The sequence below is a fragment of the Planktothrix tepida PCC 9214 genome, from assembly GCF_900009145.1.
GTDB classification, from domain to species: Bacteria; Cyanobacteriota; Cyanobacteriia; order Cyanobacteriales; family Microcoleaceae; genus Planktothrix; species Planktothrix tepida.
This window is the reverse complement of sequence record NZ_LN889803.1, coordinates 136,925-156,448: the sequence shown is the minus strand read 5'-3', so window position 1 is coordinate 156,448 and position 19,524 is coordinate 136,925. Positions and strand designations below refer to the sequence as shown.

At 39.1% G+C, this 19,524-nt stretch carries 18 protein-coding genes and 1 tRNA gene; 14 read left to right on the top strand and 5 right to left on the bottom strand.

Going from position 1 to position 19,524, the window contains the following annotated elements; genetic code table 11:
• Positions 1 to 65 precede the first annotated feature (65 nt).
• From PL9214_RS18525 to PL9214_RS18510, 4 genes are all read left to right on the top strand, one after another.
• The gene (locus PL9214_RS18525; RefSeq protein ID WP_072720250.1) at positions 66 to 929 is read left to right on the top strand and encodes an SPFH domain-containing protein; all 864 of its coding nucleotides are present in this window, start codon (positions 66 to 68) and stop codon (positions 927 to 929) included.
• Between the two features lie 114 nt (positions 930 to 1,043).
• Positions 1,044 to 1,328, top strand: coding sequence for a hypothetical protein (locus PL9214_RS18520; RefSeq protein WP_072720249.1), 285 nt, complete (start codon positions 1,044 to 1,046; stop codon positions 1,326 to 1,328).
• A gap of 6 nt (positions 1,329 to 1,334) precedes the next feature.
• Complete coding sequence (locus PL9214_RS18515; protein ID WP_072720248.1) at positions 1,335 to 2,006, top strand: Fe2+-dependent dioxygenase; 672 nt, start codon at positions 1,335 to 1,337, stop codon at positions 2,004 to 2,006.
• Between the two features lie 107 nt (positions 2,007 to 2,113).
• Complete coding sequence (locus tag PL9214_RS18510) at positions 2,114 to 2,842, top strand: hypothetical protein (protein ID WP_072720247.1); 729 nt, start codon at positions 2,114 to 2,116, stop codon at positions 2,840 to 2,842.
• A 78-nt stretch (positions 2,843 to 2,920) separates the two neighbouring features.
• Here PL9214_RS18510 and PL9214_RS18505 read toward each other — a convergent pair whose 3' ends face one another.
• A complete protein-coding gene (locus PL9214_RS18505) occupies positions 2,921 to 4,981 on the bottom strand; it encodes a prolyl oligopeptidase family serine peptidase (RefSeq protein ID WP_072720246.1) in 2,061 nt (686 codons plus the stop codon).
• Between the two features lie 193 nt (positions 4,982 to 5,174).
• Here PL9214_RS18505 and cofG point away from each other — a divergent pair, with 193 nt between their 5' ends.
• Together cofG and PL9214_RS18495 are read left to right on the top strand one after the other, a co-directional pair.
• Positions 5,175 to 6,152 carry a 7,8-didemethyl-8-hydroxy-5-deazariboflavin synthase subunit CofG gene (cofG, locus tag PL9214_RS18500; protein WP_072720245.1) on the top strand — a complete coding sequence of 326 codons (978 nt, stop codon included), beginning with the start codon at positions 5,175 to 5,177 and terminating at the stop codon, positions 6,150 to 6,152.
• Between the two features lie 16 nt (positions 6,153 to 6,168).
• A tRNA-Cys gene (locus PL9214_RS18495) sits at positions 6,169 to 6,239 on the top strand.
• Positions 6,240 to 6,253: 14 nt separating this feature from the next.
• On the opposite strand, the gene PL9214_RS18490 is transcribed toward PL9214_RS18495, so the two are convergent.
• Positions 6,254 to 7,546: a type II restriction enzyme gene (locus PL9214_RS18490; protein ID WP_072720244.1), complete on the bottom strand. Its 1,293-nt coding sequence runs from the start codon at positions 7,544 to 7,546 to the stop codon at positions 6,254 to 6,256.
• A gap of 5 nt (positions 7,547 to 7,551) precedes the next feature.
• The gene (locus tag PL9214_RS18485; protein WP_222425252.1) at positions 7,552 to 8,418 is read right to left on the bottom strand and encodes a DNA adenine methylase; all 867 of its coding nucleotides are present in this window, start codon (positions 8,416 to 8,418) and stop codon (positions 7,552 to 7,554) included.
• Between the two features lie 215 nt (positions 8,419 to 8,633).
• Between PL9214_RS18485 and PL9214_RS18480 the strand changes: the two genes are divergently transcribed.
• From PL9214_RS18480 to PL9214_RS18475, 3 genes are all read left to right on the top strand, one after another.
• Positions 8,634 to 9,734, top strand: a complete 1,101-nt coding sequence (locus tag PL9214_RS18480; protein WP_072720243.1) for a YheT family hydrolase — start codon at positions 8,634 to 8,636, stop codon at positions 9,732 to 9,734.
• A 220-nt stretch (positions 9,735 to 9,954) separates the two neighbouring features.
• On the top strand, positions 9,955 to 10,110 hold the full coding sequence (locus PL9214_RS31380) for a hypothetical protein (protein WP_186440399.1): 156 nt from the start codon (positions 9,955 to 9,957) through the stop codon (positions 10,108 to 10,110).
• A gap of 175 nt (positions 10,111 to 10,285) precedes the next feature.
• Positions 10,286 to 10,807 (top strand): phycobiliprotein lyase, encoded by a 522-nt coding sequence (locus tag PL9214_RS18475; protein WP_072720242.1) that lies wholly within the window; start codon positions 10,286 to 10,288, stop codon positions 10,805 to 10,807.
• A 13-nt stretch (positions 10,808 to 10,820) separates the two neighbouring features.
• Here the strand turns inward: PL9214_RS18475 and PL9214_RS18470 are convergent, their stop codons facing one another.
• Entirely contained in the window at positions 10,821 to 14,021 is a 3,201-nt protein-coding gene (locus tag PL9214_RS18470) for an alpha-mannosidase (RefSeq protein WP_072720241.1), read from the bottom strand.
• A gap of 49 nt (positions 14,022 to 14,070) precedes the next feature.
• Here PL9214_RS18470 and PL9214_RS18465 point away from each other — a divergent pair, with 49 nt between their 5' ends.
• From PL9214_RS18465 to PL9214_RS18455, 4 genes are all read left to right on the top strand, one after another.
• On the top strand, positions 14,071 to 15,579 hold the full coding sequence (locus PL9214_RS18465; RefSeq protein ID WP_139295107.1) for a hypothetical protein: 1,509 nt from the start codon (positions 14,071 to 14,073) through the stop codon (positions 15,577 to 15,579).
• 198 nt (positions 15,580 to 15,777) lie between these two features.
• Positions 15,778 to 15,894 (top strand): photosystem II reaction center protein I, encoded by a 117-nt coding sequence (locus PL9214_RS18460; protein ID WP_072720239.1) that lies wholly within the window; start codon positions 15,778 to 15,780, stop codon positions 15,892 to 15,894.
• A 52-nt stretch (positions 15,895 to 15,946) separates the two neighbouring features.
• Positions 15,947 to 16,099, top strand: a complete 153-nt coding sequence (locus PL9214_RS31375; protein WP_186440398.1) for a hypothetical protein — start codon at positions 15,947 to 15,949, stop codon at positions 16,097 to 16,099.
• A gap of 3 nt (positions 16,100 to 16,102) precedes the next feature.
• Positions 16,103 to 18,319: a DUF3769 domain-containing protein gene (locus PL9214_RS18455; RefSeq protein ID WP_072720238.1), complete on the top strand. Its 2,217-nt coding sequence runs from the start codon at positions 16,103 to 16,105 to the stop codon at positions 18,317 to 18,319.
• Positions 18,320 to 18,357: 38 nt separating this feature from the next.
• Here the strand turns inward: PL9214_RS18455 and PL9214_RS18450 are convergent, their stop codons facing one another.
• The gene (locus tag PL9214_RS18450; RefSeq protein ID WP_072720237.1) at positions 18,358 to 18,807 is read right to left on the bottom strand and encodes an ammonium transporter; all 450 of its coding nucleotides are present in this window, start codon (positions 18,805 to 18,807) and stop codon (positions 18,358 to 18,360) included.
• 183 nt (positions 18,808 to 18,990) lie between these two features.
• Between PL9214_RS18450 and PL9214_RS18445 the strand changes: the two genes are divergently transcribed.
• Positions 18,991 to 19,521: a hypothetical protein gene (locus PL9214_RS18445; RefSeq protein ID WP_139295106.1), complete on the top strand. Its 531-nt coding sequence runs from the start codon at positions 18,991 to 18,993 to the stop codon at positions 19,519 to 19,521.
• Positions 19,522 to 19,524: the final 3 nt, after the last annotated feature.

The window sequence follows — 19,524 nt, the reverse complement described above, 5'->3', positions numbered from 1 at the left end:
GAAAGCTTTCCTCCCTGTTCCCTGCTATACATACTTCCTGCTAAATTTTAATTTTTTAAAATCCTATGTTCCAGTATATTCTGGGTATTTTATTTCCGATTATCATTGGATTTACACTGAATTCTTCAGTTAAAGTGATTAGTACCAGTGATCTAGCAATTGTTGAACGATTAGGTAAATATAAACGCACCCTAAAACCGGGGCTTCAGTTTATTGTGCCTGTGGTTGAAAAGATTGTTTATTATGATACTAACCGGGAACGTTTATTAGATATTGATCCCCAAGAAGTAATTACAAAAGATCAAATCACTCTGAAAATTAATGCTGCGGTTTTTTGGAAAATTGAAGATTTACAGAAATTTTATTATAACGTTGAAACCAATAAAACGAAAGAAGCCATTTCTAATTTGGTTTTAACTACCCTGCGGGCAGAAATTGGCTTAATTAATTTTGAAGATTTATTAGCTAAAATTAAAGAACTGAATAAAAGATTATTAGAGGCTTTAGGAGAAGGAACAAAATTATGGGGGATTACGATTATTCGAGTTGATATTCAGAATATTACGCCTCCGAAATCTCTACAGGAAGCCATGGAACGCAAGCGGGTTGCTGAGAGCAAAAAACAGGCAGAAATTTTAGAAGCTCAAGGACAAGCTCTATCCATAAAAGTATTAGCTGAAACTTTGGGATTAAAAACAGATAGTTCTGAATTTTTAAAATTTTTAATTACAAAGCAATATGTTGAAGCCAATCAACAGTTAAGTCAAAGTCCGAATTCTAAAGTTATTTTTATGAACCCGAATCAATTAACAGAACCCATTGCTCATTTAATGGAAAATGAATCCGAAAATACACCTCCTTCTATTATTTTACCGAATTTGGAAGAAGTCACTAAACCTCAATCTAATCCTAACACTCCAAAAACCTAGGATATTGCTCTATACTCCAACGACCCCAAATTTATTTTTCTTTCGTCACCACTTTGTCACTATTCCATGACTACAATGGGCTTAGTTTCAAATCAAGGACTAAGGATTAAACCCATGAATAGCAATAAAAATAACCGTCTGTCTACTCGTACTAAGATTTGGATGGGAGTGGGTGCTTATATTCTAACAAGCGGATTGTCCGATGTTGCCAATGCTTCTGCACCTCATAATTTGAACCCAGAAATTCCATCCAATATTTCGACTTCAGGGGCTACTTTCACCCATTCTGAGATGTTACAAGCAGCTACTCAAGGCGACAAAAATGGGAAAACAGATGATAAAGGAAAAGACAAGAAAGGTGATGAAGGCGGAGAAAGCGGAGAAGGTGGAGAAGGCTAACATCTGATGATTTTTTGTATTGCTGATGTTCTCACACCAGAAGAACTAGAAACAACTTTGACGCTACTTCAACAAGCTGAGTTTATAGATGGAAAAACAACGGCTGGACGGTACGTTAGAGAAGTTAAAAATAATCAACAAATCAAAACCGATACTGAGATTACGTCCGAACTAAGAACTATTGTTCTCCAAGCTTTAAAGCGTAACGAACTGTTTCAAATAGCAGCACGTCCTAAAGCAATTCGCCCGATTATTTTCAGTCGTTATGATGTGGGAATGTATTATGGTTCCCATTTCGATAATGCTGTGATGGGAGATGAATTTATTTCTCGAACGGATGTTTCATTAACTTTATTTCTCTCTGACCCTAATACCTATCAAGGGGGAGAATTAGTGATTGAAACTTCATTAGGGGAACAGAGTTTTAAGTTAGATGCAGGTTCGGCGATTGTTTATCCGTCTTCGACCTTACATCGTGTGGAAACAGTAACTGAAGGTACTCGCTGGGCGGCTATTACTTGGATTCAAAGTTTAGTTCGTGACCCATCTAAACGAGAAATATTGTTTGATTTAGATACCGCTCGTAGAAGTCTTTTCAAACAATATGGCAAAACTATAGAATTCGACTTGATTGCTAAAAGTCACGCCAATTTATTGCGGAAATGGGCTGATATTTAACCCCAATTTCATTAAAATGTAGGGGCGTTTAATCAAATGTCCCTACATCAGGGCTATAGTTTCAACTCCCCAATGTTTTCGATTTAAACGCAACAGGATAAAAGATCATGAGTCTGTATGAATCTAACGATGATAATAACAGTTCAGAAGATTATTATCAACCCACTTCAGTAACAGGTATTACCCCAACAAATTATACTCATTATGATAATAATTGGGACAATAACAGTTCAGAAGATTATTATCAACCTAATTCAGTAACAGGTGTTACCCCAACAAATTATACTCATTATGATAATAGTTGGGACAATAACAGTTCGGATGATTATTATCAACCCAATTCAGTAACAGGTGTTATCCCAACAACAAATTGGGATATTGTGACAGGAACCCATTGGGATGATGTCTTACAAAATCCTCAATATCAAGAGAATTTACTTGAAACTTTTGACGAGAACTATTATCGACAAACCAATCCTGATGTTAATTTAGCCATCACTCAAGGAACCCTATCTTCAGGTTTACAACAGTATATTTATTTAGGAGAAACAGAAGGACGTTCACCGAATCAATTCTTTGATGAATCCTACTACTTAAATACAAATCCTGATGTCGCAAATGCTGTCCAAGCTGGGGTATTTAATTCAGGTTTTGAACATTTTGTGATGTCAGGTGCTGAGGAAGGACGAAACCCCAGCACCCAGTTCAACACAGGATTTTATTTAGCACAGAATCCTGATGTTCTGCAAGCCATCAACAGTGGAGTTGTCAGCAATGCGTTTTCTCATTATACCCTGTATGGTCAGTTTGAAGGTCGGGTTGCAACACCAATTTAAACTGAATTGAATTAGGCTCTCAATACAAATAGAAACCCGCTTTCTCCAAGAAATCGGGTTTCTAATATCAATGTTCAGTTAGGAATTCATATTCAGAACTTGCTTTAAAAATGCAAATTCATCAGCAATTTCCTCAATGATTTTAGCAGTGGGTTTTCCGGCACCATGTCCGGCTTTGGTTTCAATTCTAATTAATACTGGATTTTCCCCGACATGGTTTTCCTGTAAGGTTGCAGCAAATTTAAAACTATGGGCGGGAACCACTCGATCATCATGATCTCCCGTTGTAATTAAAGTTGCAGGATAGGTAATTCCAGGTTTTAAATTATGCAGAGGAGAATAAGCATATAAAGCTTGAAATTCTTCGGGATTTTCCGGGGAACCATAATCAGAACACCAGGCCCAACCAATGGTAAATTTATGGAAGCGAAGCATATCTAAAACCCCCACTGCAGGTAAGGCTGCTGCAAATAAATCTGGGCGTTGAATCATACAAGCTCCAACTAATAATCCGCCGTTACTTCCTCCGATAATCGCTAATTTTTGAGAGGAGGTATAACGTTTTTCAATTAACCATTCCGCAGCACCAATAAAGTCATCAAAAACATTTTGTTTTTTCAGTTTTATACCCGCTTGATGCCAATCTTCTCCATATTCTCCCCCACCTCGTAAATTGGCGATCGCATAAATTCCGCCCATTTCTAACCACACTAAACGACTGATCGAAAAGGAGGGAGTCAGAGAAATATTAAATCCTCCATATCCATATAAAATTGTGGGGTTATTTCCATTTAATTCTAACCCTTTTTTTGCCGTAATAAACATCGGAATCAGCGTTCCGTCTTTACTGGGATAAAAAATTTGTTGGGTTTCGTAGTCATCGGGATTAAAATCAACGTTAGCTTGGCGGTAGATTGTACTTTCTCCTGTCACCAGATTGTATCGATAAATTGTATTAGGAGTGGTAAAACTGGTGTAACTGTAAAAAGTTTCGGTATCATATCGTTTTCCCCCAAAACCATCCGCCGAACCAATTCCCGGTAATTCAATTTCTCGAACAAATGACCCATCTAAATTAAAGATTTTAATTTGAGTATGGGCATCTTTTAAATAATCCGTAATAAATTGATTATTTAAAATGTTAACTCCTTCTAATGTTTCTGGAGCTTGGGGAATAATTTCGGTGTGAGTTTTGGTATTAATATTAATGGCTATAACGCGACTCCGAGGCGCATCTAAATCCGTTGTAAACCAGAAGTTTTCTCCTTCATAATCAATAAACCGATAACTGGCTTTAAACTCTGAAATGAGTTCTATAACGGGGGAATTGGGCTGAGTTAAATCTTGATAAAAAACCAAGTTTTTAGGTTCAGTTCCCATCCAAACGGAAATAATTAAATATTTGCCATCTTCGGTCAAAAATCCGTTAAATCCCCATTCTTTATGATCAGGACGTTCATAGATTAAAGTATCTTCAGACTGGGGAGTTCCTAAACGATGGTAATAAAGTTTTTGGAAATAATTTGTTTCTTCTAACGGTTTTCCCTCTTGAGGTTCATCATAACGACTATAAAAGAATCCTTGATGATCGTGTGTCCAGGATGCTCCTGAAAATTTAACCCATTTTAAATGATCGGGTAAATCTTCTTGAGTATTAATATCTTTAACTTTCCATTCTTGCCAATCTGAACCCGAAGTGGATAACCCATAAGCCATTAAATTTCCATCTTCACTAATGGACATTCCTGATAATGCAATGGTTCCATCAGAAGATAGGGTATTGGGATCTAATAAAACTTTCGGTTCCCCATCTAACGACTCTAAAACATACAGAACACTTTGATTTTGGAGTCCATCATTTTTAAAATAAAAATAGCGAGTTCCTTGCTTAAAAGGAGTACCATATTTTTCATAATCCCACAGTTGCGTGAGGCGATTTTTAAGGGTTTCTTTGGCTGGAATATTATTCAAATAAGCAAATGTCACTGCATTTTGGGCTTCAACCCATGCTTTCGTTTCTTCTGAGTCTAAATCTTCTAACCATCGGTAGGGGTCAGCAACGGTTACACCATGATAGTTATCAACTTGATCACATTTTCGAGTATGAGGATAGCTGAGGATTGGATTTTGTTCAGACATGAGATTAAACAATAAAGGGTAAACCAAAAGTTATCGGGATAAATCAACCTGATCTCACACTTATAGGGTGCGTAAGTGCAACTTCACATACCACTGGATGATTAAATTAACCGACTTATCCTATTATAATTCTAATAGATCATTATTCTCCCAGAAAAAAGCGAGAAAAACCTCACACTTAAATTGAAAATGTATGAATGGAAACATTACTTACAGTCCTGCTTATACGCTTGTCCCGACTTATGATTGTTTTAATCGCTGTAGCTATTGTAATTTTAGAACCAATATCGGTGAAAGTCCTTGGTTAACTTTAAATCAAGCTGAACAACTCTTAAAACCGCTTCAAAACTCAGGAATTATTGAGATTTTAGTGTTAAGTGGGGAAGTTCATCCGCATAGTTCTCAACGTTCAGCGTGGTTTCAACGGATTTATGCGTTATGTGAATTAGCTATATCTTTGGGGTTTTTACCTCATACCAATGTCGGGCCGTTAACGTTTGCAGAAATGTCACAATTAAAACGGGTGAATGTTTCTATGGGGTTAATGTTAGAACAAATTACCCCTAAGTTATTAGAAACCGCTCATCTCCATGCTCCGAGTAAAGTCCCTCAATTGCGGTTACAACAGTTAGAATGGGCTGGAGAATTAAAAATCCCGTTTACAACCGGACTATTATTAGGAATTGGAGAAACTTCTCAAGATTGGCGAGATACTTTAAATGCGATCGCAAGTATTCATCAACGATGGGGACATATTCAAGAAGTGATTTTACAACCCCACAGTTTAGGAAGTCAACAAATAGGACACAGAGACAGTTTTGAGTTACAGCAGTTACCCGAAGTTGTGGCGATCGCTCGTTCTATTTTACCTCCAGAAATCACCTTACAAATTCCTCCGAATTTAGTCACCCATCCTGATATTTTATTAGCCTGTTTAGACGCTGGAGCGCGAGATCTCGGTGGAATTAGCCCCCGTGACGAGGTGAACCCCGATTATCCTCATCCTGATCATCAAACCTTACAAGCCATTTTAGCCCCCAATGGGTGGCAATTGGTGCGGCGTCTACCTGTTTATCCTAAATACGATACTTGGGTTGTTCCTAACCTACAAGGGATTGTGAGCCAATGGCGAAAAAAGCTTGCAATTTCACAAACACCTGTGCTATATTAAATAACTGCATGGTCGTGGCGGCATAGCCAAGCGGTAAGGCAGAGGTCTGCAAAATCTCCATCCCCGGTTCAAATCCGGGTGCCGCCTTTAAAAATGATTTGTTAATCTTGGATTTGCTTAAAAATCCAATAAATCCAATTTCTAACAGTAGATTGGCGTCTTCCTGGGGTCTGCTTGCTAAGTTCAGCACGAGAAGACAAGATAATTTCGCAAATTTCTTCTTGTGATGGCATTTTTCCCCTAGATAAATTTAATTGAAATACTGTATTAAAAACTTGACGTTCTAAAATTTTTCTGATCAAAGAAAGATATTTATGTTTTTGTCTTTTGCTTAAAATTTCTCTAGCTTCCTGTGTCAAACGAAAGGTTATATCACCTGTACCAACAGCTTTGTATTTTTCTACAAGTCCAAGATATTGACCTGCATTTGTATAATACCCGGTTTGTCTCTGATCAAATTGATAATTTTCTGTAATTTCATCTCTCGTTAAATCTCTTTCTACTAAAAGGGATAGTAAGTCAATGACCCGTTCAAAGTTATTTGCTTGGGGGAATGGTTTACTAGGTTCTGAAATTAAGGTAATAGTTTCAAAAATATCAGAAACGTCCTGCTGTGTAATTTCTTCGGGTGCAATAATATAATTTTTTTGCTCTATTAAGCGAATGGAGTTATAATCAAATTCATTCTTAAACTCATAAATAAAAAAGCTGAATATGTCGTTGGAATAAGTCATTAAAATAGGAATGACTTTTTTAGTAATTTTTTGTGACCATAATCGATAAGGATAATATAATTGCCTAATTATAAAATCATCAGTTTGATATTTCTTGGCTTCAATTAAAATCAAATAATTTTCACTTTCAAAACCTGCATCTATTTCGCATTGACTATTAATGACTGAAATGGGATAAATTTGATTGTTTAAATGATTTTTAATTGTGAAATCAAAGCAACCAGAGGACATCCTTCCAGAAAGTGTAAAAGATGTTTCCTCTCCTAATAAGTCGTTAATAATTCCTGTATTAAATGCACAACTAATAGCAGATGATTCTGAATATAAATGGGTATAGTCTATACTTTCTATATAAGAAGGAAACTCTATATCAATAGGTTCTATATCAGTAGAATATTTAACATTCAAGTAAGCATCAAAACAACCAATAATATATTTTGAACGGGAAATAGGTAGTATAGATAAATTATTATCTTTAAAAATATTGGGTAAATTAACTGAATGATCAAACTTAGCCATTAACCGACTTTCTCGTTCTTCATTAATTTGAGTCGCTTCTATTTCAAAATAACCTTGTTTAGCAATAATATCTAAAATACTATATCGTTGAAATAAGGTTTCCCAAGCAATATCATTTTTTCCTGGTTTTTTGTTGTTCATGTATTTTAAGGTTTGGGAACATAATTTAAAACTAAAACCTCATCTATTTTACCTCGTTTAAGAGCATTAGAGTTAATACTGCGGGTTGCAGAAACAGTTTTTATTGTTTCCTGATAATCTTTATACAAATCTAAGATAAAATCTGTGGCTGAATTACTCAACATCACATGACATCCTTTTTCGGTTAATTCATCAACCACTTGTTTTAAACGTCTTTGTTCATTTTGATTAAACCCATTAATATCATATCCGGTGAAAGAAGCGGTATTAGAAACGGGATCATAAGGAGGATCAAAATAGACAAAATCGCCTTTTTTTGCATCTTTAACAGCTTCGGCAAAATCAACATTTAAAAAAGTTACTGTATTTTGATTAAAATAATCATTGACTCCCCTTAATACCGCCTCGTCTAATATATTCGGATTTTTATAACGACCAAAAGGAACATTAAAATGTCCTTTAGAATTAACTCTAAATAATCCATTGTAACAAGTTTTGTTTAAATAAATAATTCGAGCAGCTTTTTGAATATCAGAATATTCACGATACTCTTTTAAACGATCAATTCCCCGAAGATAATCATAGTATTCTTTGGAATTTTTTGCTTGGTGAACTTTTAAAATTTCTATGAGTTCTTCAACCTTATCTTTAATCACTCGATAACAATTAATTAATTCCTTATTACTATCATTAACAATTGCTGTTTTAGGCTGTAGCTCAAATAAGAGTGCACCTCCGCCTAAAAAGGGTTCATAGTATGTAGTCTTACCTATATTTTTAGGAAGATATTTGCAAATTTCAGGTAATAATTGTCGCTTTCCTCCCGCCCATTTTAAAAAAGGTTTAACTAAGGGATTTTTTTGCACAGTCACAAACTAATAATTCCTTCAAATTTTAGGAGCATAGTCTATTTTATATTAAATTGAAATTTTAGTCAATATATTTTATTGAAAATTCTTTTATCCTTGTGGTAGAAGGGTAAGGGACAAAAAAACTACTTCCCTTTTCTAAGATAGTATTTACCCAAAATGCTTGATTATTTGTTATTCTATTCAAGATAAACTAACCAACAGCATCTAAAACTTAAATGACTCAGCCGATTTATCAGCCTCCTTTTAATCTCAAAAATGGTTTCTTGATGACCATTTATGGAGCTTTAAGAGCCAGTCGAACTTGGGAAAAGACCATTAACTTACCTGAGCCTCCCTATCAAGAAGTGGTATTTTCAGGGGCGGGAGGGGTTCCTATTTACGGGATTATTGCTAAACCTAAAAATCCTAGAGGAACAATTGTTTCCACCTATGGAATTACGGGGACTTTAGAGAATCAATGGTTTTTGAAACTGTGGGGAAGAAAAGCATTTGCGGCGGGTTATGCTGTGGTTTTGTTTGACTGGAGAGCCCATGGAAAAACAGCAGAATTATCTCCAAGTTTAACATCTGATGGCTTATTAGAAGGAGAAGATTTTGTTAGAATTGCAGCACAATCTAAACAAATTGGTTGTCCAACTCCTTTTTGGTTTACGGGGTATTCTTTAGGAGGACAATTAGCCTTATGGGGAATTAAGACGGCTCAAACTGTCAATCAATGGGGAATAGATTTAAACTTAAAAGATTCCGATATTGCTGGGGGGGCAGTGATTTGTCCCAGTTTAGATTCTAATCGTTCTTTAAGTTATTTAGTACAACATTCTTGGGGAAAACATTTAGAACGGGCGATTACAAAAGAACTGAAAAAATTAGCCAAACATCTGTATCAGTATCATCCTAATGATATTGATTTAGAAGCGATTAAACGAGCGAATTCTATCTGGGGCTTTGACCATGAATTAGTCATTGGGCGGTTAGGGTTTAAGAGTGTTGAAGAGTATTATGAAGCGAGTAGTGGGTTACAGTTAATTCCGCAAATTCATAAACCTACATTAATTTTATATGCAGAAGATGATCCCTTATTTGAACCTGCCATTATTCCTGAGTTGAAAGCTGCAAGTCATCACAATTCTGCCATTGATTTAGTCGCGACTCAATATGGGGGTCATGTTGGATATATTAGTAGTAAATCTTGTCAAAGTCAATTCAATGATCCAGATCGGTGGTGGGCGTGGAATCGTATTTTAGATTGGTTTAACCAGCAAGAACAGTCTTTAAGAACGGATGAAAATATCAAATACAACCGTAGATTCTCGTAGATTTCAGAGGGATTTTGAGATAAAAGTAAATTCTCAATTACCGAAATATACGGTTGACGAAACACTCGGAATAGCTTATCAAAGCTTAATTTCTCATCGGATTCTAGGATTTATAACTAAGATAAGATAGAATTTAGGCAATCGTTAACGGAACAATCAGAAGTCCGACTCAAATGAGAATTTGAAACGGTTGATTTCCAATTACCAGAGTGCAATCCAGATGGAAACCCTGCTTATTCTTTTAGGATTATCGACTGGAGCCGCCATTGCTGCTCAATTTCATAAACCCAAACCTGAACCACCCCCTAAAGAAAAATGGGATAAGGAATGGGAAATTGAGACAAAAACCCGAATTAAATATCGCCGAAATCACTAATATTGTGTTTAAGCTTGAGATGACAAATTGTCTCAGGGGTCAATGTAGGGTCTGTAAGCGTGGCGCAGGCATCCCTAACAGGGGATAAACTTTAACCTCTGGGACTATTAAAATCAGCCCCATTTATAGTAAAATTCACAAGGATTGGGGTTCTGCTTTTTTGGGATAATTAACGATGAATATTATCGATTTTTTTGAATTAAGTGCCGGAAAATGGTTTTCTCAACGCACCCTACACAATTTAAAATCGGGGGAATTAAAAGCGGGTAAGTCTAATTTAATCATTGAGCCTTTACCGAACACGGATGGGACGGTGATTCAAGTTTGTCAGCAACATAATATTGACCCAACTACAATTTCTGGAGGGTTTCGATTAACGTGGGAAGGAACAATAGAAGGAACTTCCAATCCAGAAAAAGGGTCTGCTATTTTAGTTCCGATTATTAATCCTGATCATCCTCAGCAAGGGGAATTATTACAATATCAAGGCACAAATCCCAATCAATCTTTATCGGGACGTTATAGTTTAGGAGAAGATGAGGTCTTAACTTTAATTACAGAATCTCCTAATTTTTATGTGGAAGAACGGTTATGGTATTTGATGCCAAATCTTAGGCTTCGTACCAGCATTGTTAAAAATAATTCAGGTTTAACTCAAGCGTCTTTTTGTTCGGAAATTCGCATGGGATTAAAATAATCGGGGTTGACGGTTAACCGTTGTCTATTCCTGATAAAGCAAAACTGGCTATTTTCCAAGGAGATATGATCATATTACTGGTTTCCTGGGATTCTTCTAATAGATTGACGGGATAGTCTATGGTTAATCCTAGAGAATTATTGCATTTTAAAATAGTCTCTTCTCCTTGGGATTCATAACATCTTAAAATCCAGCGTTGCGGTTGGGTTTCTGCCTGTTTGAATGCCATTAAAATTAAATGGTCAGATCCTAATTCTAGGAAACTCTGGGAATCGGATAATTCAGAAGTCTGATTAGATAAACTAGAAGCAACAGCAGGATAAACTTTAACCTGTAAAGGACGATTAAATTCATAGCCTTTTTGAACGGTTTTGGCTTGTTTCCAATCTCCTGCATGGGGATAAAGGGCATAACTAAATTGATGAGATCCTAAATCGGCTTCTGGGTCAGGCCAAGTTGAACCTCTTAATAGCGTTAATCGTAATTGATTCGGTTGAGCATCATAGCCATATTTACTATCGTTTAAAAGACTAATTCCATAATCTGATGTACTCATATCTGCCCAATGAATCGCCGGAACTTCCCATTTGGCTTTTTCTGAATCGGTTTGGGGATTTGTAGACCGTTGAATCACACCACAAGGAATTTCATAACTGGCTGTATCCGCAGAAATGGTTAGGGGAAAGGCGGCTTTGATTAAAATATGACGCTCTTGCCAATTGACGGTTGTTTCAATTTTTAACAGGGGAGAATCTTGTTCTAAAGTATAATCTTGGCAAAAATCCGATTGCTGGAATTTTTTAATCATTCTCAATTTCCAAACTATAGGCCCCTGTTCTATCCATTCAATCGATTTCAGTTGGGGAGAAGCTAAGGGATGTTGTTGATAATTCGGATCGATATTCCACCCATCCCAATATTGTCCTGAATCTTGAAAGGCTTGTAATTGATTTCCTTCTCCTGGTTTAAGGATATTACGGTGATGAATTAAGTCAAAAACCTGTTCTAAATTTCCGGTTTCGGAATTAATAATAACTCGCAAAATTCCATTGTCAAAGCTAATCTTTTCCGGTTCTAACTGATAACTATTGACAAACTCGTTTTTTTCTGCTAAACTTTTAGTAAAATGGGGAATAGTTGCGGTCATATAGGGTCTTTTCCACGACGTTTCAAGGGTTTCAGCCTCCTTCACCCCCAGCCAATACACTCGATACCCCACACTCGGAACATTTTTTGCTAAAAATAACAATTGTGGCGTTTCCGACCTTTCTCCCCGGAGTTGGGACAGTTGGGCTATTCCCTGACTATCGTAAATTTCCCAAGAATTATCGCCATTGGGAATAGGGACAGCAACGACTTCTGAGCGTGACCAGTTCAGGGAATTAAAGATAAAGATGGGTTGAGCATTCAGTTGGGGTGGGGGAGGAAGAGGCGTAAAATTAGCGATCGCATCAAAAGACTGTTGTAGAATCTCCTCTGCTTTTGTGATGGCGGTTTCCCACTCTTGATTCGCCTGTTGGTAAACCGAAGAAATAGAAGAACCGGGTAAGATATCGTGAAATTGGTTGAATAAAACTTGCTTCCAAGCGGTTTCTATTTCCGGTTGGGGATAGGAAGACTGGGCGTAAAGGGTTGCTAGAGTTGCAAACAGTTCCGCTTCATATAATAGCGTTTCACTGCGGCGGTTATAGCGTTTTTGATCGGCGTGAGTCGTATAGCAACCGCGATGGAATTCTAAATAAAGTTCATCCTGCCATATTGGAAGGGTTGCGGGGGGATTATTCAGGACTTCTTGTAAATAATCGGTAACGGTTTGAAAGGTAAATTGAGGGAAAATTGCAGATTGATTCCAGCGTCGAGTTATTTCTAACATATCACGGGTCGGCCCGCCTCCATGATCGCCAACTCCTGGCAACCATAAACTCTGATTTAATCCAGTTTGGGTTTTCCAGTCTACCGCCGCTTTAAACATTTTAACTGGTTCAACCCGTTCACCGATTAAAGCGGTCATGAAACTCATAATTTGAGTTCCATCTAACCCTTGCCATTGAAATAACCCATAGGGAAATTTTGTAGTATCGTTCCAGCGCAGTTTTTGGGTAATAAAATAATCGATACCGCCTTGTTTAAAGATTTGGGGAAGTTGCCAACAAAACCCAAAGGTATCGGGTAGCCAAGCGACGGTGGAAAGTTGACCCATTTTTTCTAAAACATAACGTTGTCCGTATAAAACCTGACGAACAATAGATTCTCCATTAATTAGATTGAGTTCCGGTTCTACCCAAAGTCCGGCGGCGATTTCCCAGGTTTGGTGTTGAACACTATTTAAAATTCTGCTAAATAAATCAGGACGGTTTTGTTCTATCCACTCATACAGAACGGGGGATGAATGACAAAAAATTAACTCAGGAAAATCCGTTTGTAAGTTTAGAACTGATTCAAAGGTTTTCTGCGCGGCTATCCAGGTTTCTGCTATCGACCATAACCAAGCTAAATCTAAATGGGCGTGACCGAGTAAGCGAATTTGATAAGATGGGAATTGAGGAATAATCGACTGTAAGGTTTGACGAAGTAAGTTCAGGCTATTTTTAAATTCTGGAAGATCTTGGGGGAGAGAATAGCCAGAAATAATCTCTAAAAGTTCTAATAGGGAAATTAAGCTGGGTTCAATATTGGGGTTGTGGAGTTCGGCGTTTAAAATTATCCCAAAAATTTCTAATTCATCGGCTAAAAAAGCAGGGTCAATTTGGTAAGCGTCCGAGACTTCATACCAACATAAGGAAGAAACCAATGCTCCTCGGTCATGACCGGGACTGACTAAATTTAATTCCACCTCAAACTCATCCCCTGGCTGTACCGAGGGACTTAATAAAATTCGGGTATAACTATCAAATAAATCTCCAGCTTGGACAAACTGATGATTAATATAGATTTGAGCATCTTCCGCCCACCAACTTAAGACAATTCTTAAACTTAAACTGGTTAACGGATAACCGCGTAACTCAGCCGGAACTATAATTTTTTGTCTTAATCTCAAATTCTGTTTTCCTGCCGCCCAAGCAATGTGTCCCCGTTCATTGATTTCAACGGGTTCTCCAAGCTGCATGGCGTTGATGGTTTGCCATTGGGGTTGAATATTAAGCTGAGTCAACCCCCGCAATTGTTCTGCAACTTGAGTTAGTTTGAGGAGGAGGGTGGCTGTAGAAAAACACATGATCTGTTATATTAAATGGGGGAGAATCCTAAATAAACCCATTGTTGCCATGTCTGTTGCTGACTCCGGGCCCTACAAAAGTCGATTATTTAATTTTATCTCTCAAACGGCTCAGAAATTGACCGATGAGGGAAGTCGAACTTGGCGCTATTTTAAGTATGCCACCGAGATGACCTTGCAAACGGCACTGTATCCGGTTTATTTTCTCCTGCAAACGGTTCGAGTCACTCGCCAAAAATTAGCAACGGCGGTTAAACAGCATTTCCCCCAACTCGCATCCCAGGTCAAAGCTGAAACCTCGGAACCACCAGACGTTGATACTCCTATTATTCAGGTTCTTAATACAGTCGCCACCCAAACCGAATCTCTATTTCAAAATTCGATTACCTCTGCACCCGTCGCCTTAGACATTCAAGGCATAGCCAGTCAAGTTGACTCCCAAACTTTGGTTCTCGTGCAAAAAGATAATGTGATTTTAGATAGTCTCACCGTTGAAGAACAACATCATCTTCAGCAACAAATTGTTTTAGAAATTGCCAACTATTACTATTTTTATCAACATTTAGCCCAACAGCAAAAACCTTTTCAACCTCAATTAAAACCCGCTCTCCATTCTCCTCATATTTTAGCTCCCATTCGTTGGTTTTGGCAGGTGATGAGTTGGGTACAAACCAGTTCGGTTGCGGTCAAAATCAATTGTTTTGGAGAAGCGAATTTTGCTGAGTCTAGTTCCTTTCCTTACCTTTCTCCTCAATTGATTTATACCTTAGATGGAGCGATCGCACAAGTTGAAGATTATTCAATTGTTCCCCTTTCCCACGCCACCCACAACATTGTTCAACAGAGTCAAACTTGGGGACAAACGGTTATTCAAGTTTGGCAAAAACCCCCTCAAACTGATGTAGCGGTCAAATCAGAATCTTCTTTAGAACAAGGGTTTGATGAATATTTTTATAAGATTCAATCCTTAATTTTAGCCGCCATCGATTATTTCTTTGGGGAACATCATCCCCCCCTAACTTCCGAAGAAAATCCTGAACAATTTTCTGGCGTTATTTCAACTCCAAACTCTTCTCCCGCCTCCCCCCTTCCCCAGACTCCCTTGGAAGATCCTGGCTTAACCCCAGAGATTCTAGCTGAGAATATTTTATCTAAGCTTAAAAAACCTAAACCTGCTAAATTCCGTCCCGCTTCCTTCTCCCCTAACCCATTAACCAATAAGAATAATAGTACCCAAAACCGAGTTTGGGAGAAAGTCCAATCTTCCTTAAACCGCTTCAACCCATCACCAACCCCAGAAGAGCATCTCTCCTTAACGTCTCCCGTTGCTTCAAAGCCCTTGACAAAATCTCAAAATCATGCTATAGAATTCCCCAACATTTCTAATTCAGCGACCCCAGAAGCAAAACCCGACTGGTTAGAAGCCCAAGTTACCTCAACTGGATATATTAAACACCCCCTAGAAAGAATTTTAGGGTGGTTAGATCAAATTATGGTCAAGGTTGAAGAGACAATTGCTAAAGCTTGGTATTGGTTAACCCATTATCAGAAAAATTAGATAGACTCGAGGGGATTGGAAAAAGACCCTGTAGGCGCGCACAGATCCCCCAGTTTAATAGTAACACAAAGTTATCCTTTGTCAAGAGGGCGAAAAAGAATCCTTAAAGGAAAGGGTATTTTGAGATATGATGATAAAGTTGTGCTTCCGGCATAACATTTATTAAATAGACTCTTGCAGCCCCGGAGAAATTCATCAATGCTGACGCTAAAAATCATCGTTAATATCGTCGTTCTGTTCTTTGTTGCTTTATTCGTATTTGGATTTTTGTCCAATGACCCGGCGCGGAACCCCAAACGCAGAGACTTAGAATAAAGCAGCGTGGAAGTTGTCTCAACAGAAGTTGGGGCATAAAAATTGAACTAATATGCCGACAACCTCTGTGAACAAAATCCTTGATATGATAAAACCTTTAATTGTCATTAGTCATGATCCCCTAGAGTTTATGGCTAATGGCATTGTTTTAGCCCAGTCCCTTATGCCGTCGAGTTCGGGCTATTGTGTGGAATTCTGTTACTGAAGTATGCCCTACCCGGTCTCGCCCCCTGAACCGCCTCCTTTGATTCGTACCCTGCCTTCATCAGATACAATTCAAGCAGGGAAGATAACGGCTCTCAATGAATTAGGGCAACCTTCGCCTTCATTCTCAATTTCCCCCAAAGTTACAACTCACGCCACCCTGACCTATCCCCTCCCTCAAGCTACACCAGAGGAAGTTTATCAAGTCTCCGCAGACTTACTCGGCCCGCCTGTGAGTCCAACGGTGGAACCCGAAACCGTTTCCCCCACTCAATATCGCTTTAATTCTAGCTTTTCCTTTCCCCAGACCGAGGCTTCTTGCCCGACTCCAACCTGTAACCAAATTGCCATCACGCCTCCTCCTCAGTCCCAACAACCCACCGTTATCCCAGTTCCAACTCCAGAAGATCTCGTAGAAATCACCGCAGATCGGCAAGAATATGATCAACAACGGCAAATCGTCATCGCCGAAGGCAACGTCATGGTGCGGTTTCGTCAGTCCCTAATTGATGCCGATAAAGCCCAAATTAATTTAGTCAACCGTCAAGTGATCGCCGAAGGCAATGTCGCCCTAACACGAGGAAATCAGGTGATTCGGGGCGATCGCATGGACTATAACTTTGTGCAGAATACCGGGTCAGTGTATCAAGCTAAAGGAACCGTTTCCACCCGCACCGCCGCCACCGATCTCGCCATTGTTGATCCCTTAGTTACGGGTACGACCTCCACCCTTCCCTCCCCCATTAGTGATCGCATTACCGCCGCCCAACCGGTGCAAAAAGTTACCGCCGATACCGGATTAAACGCCACCGTATCCGCCGGAGGGGGGTCATTATTTGGGGTTCAAGGTACGGTTAATCGCCTAAGATTTGCCGCCGAGCGCATTGATTTATTCGGCAATGGGGGATGGGAAGCCCAAAATGTCCGAATTACCAACGATCCCTTTTCCCCCCCAGAACTAGAAGTCAGGGCTGATACCGCCCGATTTAACCGCATTTCTCCCCTGCGAGATGAACTGATTACCACGCGATCGCGCTTAGTTCTCGATCAATCCTTGAATCTGCCTTTGTTTCGAGAACGAACTGTCCTAGATCGAACGGAAAAACAACCGCTCCCCTTTTCCATTGGCTATGATCTCAAAGATTTTGGCGGCTATTTTATTCAAGGGAATCTTCCGACCGTTCCCCTGGGCCCTGTAACTTTACAAGTTGCTCCCCGACTGTTACTCCAACGAATTTTTCAAGATAACCTTACCCCCTTTGAACCCGCCTCTTTAGGGTTAGAAGCCCAATTATCAGGAGCCGTTACCCCGACAACGGAATTAAGGGGGTTTTTATCCCTCAATACCTTAGAAAATTTTCCCGATCTCAATGAAGAAGCGATCCGGGGGAGTTTTCGAGTGCGCCAACAATTGGGGGCTGGATTTGCCCTCAACGGAGAATATAGTTATCGCAACCGTCTGTTTAATGGAACCTTGGGCTATCGTACCGTCCATAGTAGTTTAGGGGCTGTTCTCACCTCTCCGGTGATTCGTTTAAATGATCAAGGAGCTCAATTTAGCTTTCAAACTTCCTATCAATCGGTGAACGCGAAAACCGATCGCCCTGAATTATTGAAACCCATTCGTCCAAATGATCGGGTAACATTAGATCGCTATGAAGCCTTGGGAACCTTTATTTATCCGATTTTATTATGGCAAGGAGAAAGATTGCCTCCTACTGCTACAGAAGGGTTACGGTATACGCCTCAACCGGTGATTCCCTTTTTGAAATTAGCGTTTATTACGAGGGGTGTCACAACCCAATATAGTGAAGATTATTCCCAATCTTATCTAAGTACATCAGTCGGACTACAAGGACAATTAGGTCATTTTTCTAAAGACTTTTTAGACTATACAGGATTTAGTGTATTTTATACTCAAGTTTTCTTGGATGGACAATCCCCCTTTTTGTTTGATCGCTTAGTAGATCAACGAGTGCTTAGTATGGGATTAGTTCAACAAATTTATGGGGGGTTAAGGGCTGGAATTGAATCGGCGGTGAATTTAGAGAATGGTTTATCATTAAACAATGAGTTCACTTTAGAATATAGCCGTCGCACCTATGGGGTGATTCTACGCATTAATCCAGTGCGCCGCATTGGTAGTATTAATCTAAGAATTAGCGATTTTAACTGGGTAGGAACCCCTGACCCGGATTTTGGAACTCCACCGGAACCTTAAGTAGGGGGACAAGGGGATNTCCGCACTCCGCACTCTAATTAATAACGACTACTAACGCTACTCCCTTTACCGGGAAAACTAGAGCCCGAACTGCCTAGACCGGGGCCAACGTCATCTTTGAGGAATCCTGCGTAGGCTTCCATCCCGTGTTCGGCGATATCCAAGCCTTCAAATTCCTGTTCAGGATGAACCCGTAACCCAACGGTGGCTTTGAGGGCTAACCAGAAAATCGTACTCAGAACAACGGTAAACCCGCCAATGGAGAGAATACCGAGAATTTGTACTATTAAATTAGCACCGCCAAAAACTCCAGCCATTAAGGTTCCAAAAACGCCACAGACTAAGTGAACAGACGTTGCACCAACGGGGTCATCAATTTTGATGCGGTCAAAGAAACCCACAGAGTAGACAACAATTACCCCAGCCAAGCCACCAATAATCACAGCACTCAAATAGCTAACAGAATCACAGCTTGCGGTAATTGCCACTAAAACAAGGGGAGATGGGGATGGGGGGACAAGGGGAGATGGGGGGAAATCATTAACTTCAGTAGAGAGGCACTATGGTAAGTTTCTACACTGACAACTGATAACTGGTACAGACGCGCCATGGCACGTCTCTACACTGATAACTGATAACTGATAACTGATAACCCCCAGGAGGTGATTGCTGTGTTTGCTTTAGAATTTCCGTTCCCGGATGGGGAAGACCACCCAACCCAAGCCGAAACTTTGAACCCGCCTTCTATGGAAGCTTCGGCGTTACTGAAGTATTATGGTTTTGATTTATCGGATCAGACTTCTGAACAAATTGTGGCTGAGTGGCTAGAACAATATGAAGCTTCTTGGGTGTTTTTGGCAATCCTAGAAGCACTATATCAAGGACGTTATAAAGCGATTTCTGTACAACAAATCTTAATTTATTGGCAACGTCGGGGACAAGCCATTTATCATTTTACTTCTGATTTTGAGCGTTTAATTTGTCATCGCTTTCCGCAAAATTTATTACTGAGGAGTCAAAATCCCGAATCATTACCGACTCAGGAAACCCAACAAAAAACAATAGAAAAAGATATTAAACCAGAAATCAATTCCGAATTAGAAACCCCTGAAACGGATAAATTATCCCTTAAACATCCTGATTTTTACAGGAAGTTAAAGGGATTTATGGGGGATAAAACTCAAGAAAAAAAGAAGGATTGATTA

What these genes read in the sequence shown, in the direction of transcription:
- PL9214_RS18520 (WP_072720249.1), top strand. Translation starts at nt 1,044, where the DNA reads ATGAATAGCAATAAAAATAACCGTCTGTCTACTCGTACTAAGATTTGG.
- PL9214_RS18470 (WP_072720241.1), bottom strand. Translation starts at nt 14,021, where the DNA reads ATGTGTTTTTCTACAGCCACCCTCCTCCTCAAACTAACTCAAGTTGCA.
- PL9214_RS31380 (WP_186440399.1), top strand. Translation starts at nt 9,955, where the DNA reads ATGGAAACCCTGCTTATTCTTTTAGGATTATCGACTGGAGCCGCCATT.
- PL9214_RS18490 (WP_072720244.1), bottom strand. Translation starts at nt 7,546, where the DNA reads ATGAACAACAAAAAACCAGGAAAAAATGATATTGCTTGGGAAACCTTA.
- PL9214_RS18460 (WP_072720239.1), top strand. Translation starts at nt 15,778, where the DNA reads ATGCTGACGCTAAAAATCATCGTTAATATCGTCGTTCTGTTCTTTGTT.
- cofG (WP_072720245.1), top strand. Translation starts at nt 5,175, where the DNA reads ATGAATGGAAACATTACTTACAGTCCTGCTTATACGCTTGTCCCGACT.
- PL9214_RS18515 (WP_072720248.1), top strand. Translation starts at nt 1,335, where the DNA reads ATGATTTTTTGTATTGCTGATGTTCTCACACCAGAAGAACTAGAAACA.
- PL9214_RS31375 (WP_186440398.1), top strand. Translation starts at nt 15,947, where the DNA reads ATGCCGACAACCTCTGTGAACAAAATCCTTGATATGATAAAACCTTTA.
- PL9214_RS18505 (WP_072720246.1), bottom strand. Translation starts at nt 4,981, where the DNA reads ATGTCTGAACAAAATCCAATCCTCAGCTATCCTCATACTCGAAAATGT.
- PL9214_RS18525 (WP_072720250.1), top strand. Translation starts at nt 66, where the DNA reads ATGTTCCAGTATATTCTGGGTATTTTATTTCCGATTATCATTGGATTT.
- PL9214_RS18480 (WP_072720243.1), top strand. Translation starts at nt 8,634, where the DNA reads ATGACTCAGCCGATTTATCAGCCTCCTTTTAATCTCAAAAATGGTTTC.
- PL9214_RS18510 (WP_072720247.1), top strand. Translation starts at nt 2,114, where the DNA reads ATGAGTCTGTATGAATCTAACGATGATAATAACAGTTCAGAAGATTAT.
- PL9214_RS18455 (WP_072720238.1), top strand. Translation starts at nt 16,103, where the DNA reads ATGCCCTACCCGGTCTCGCCCCCTGAACCGCCTCCTTTGATTCGTACC.
- PL9214_RS18475 (WP_072720242.1), top strand. Translation starts at nt 10,286, where the DNA reads ATGAATATTATCGATTTTTTTGAATTAAGTGCCGGAAAATGGTTTTCT.
- PL9214_RS18465 (WP_139295107.1), top strand. Translation starts at nt 14,071, where the DNA reads ATGTCTGTTGCTGACTCCGGGCCCTACAAAAGTCGATTATTTAATTTT.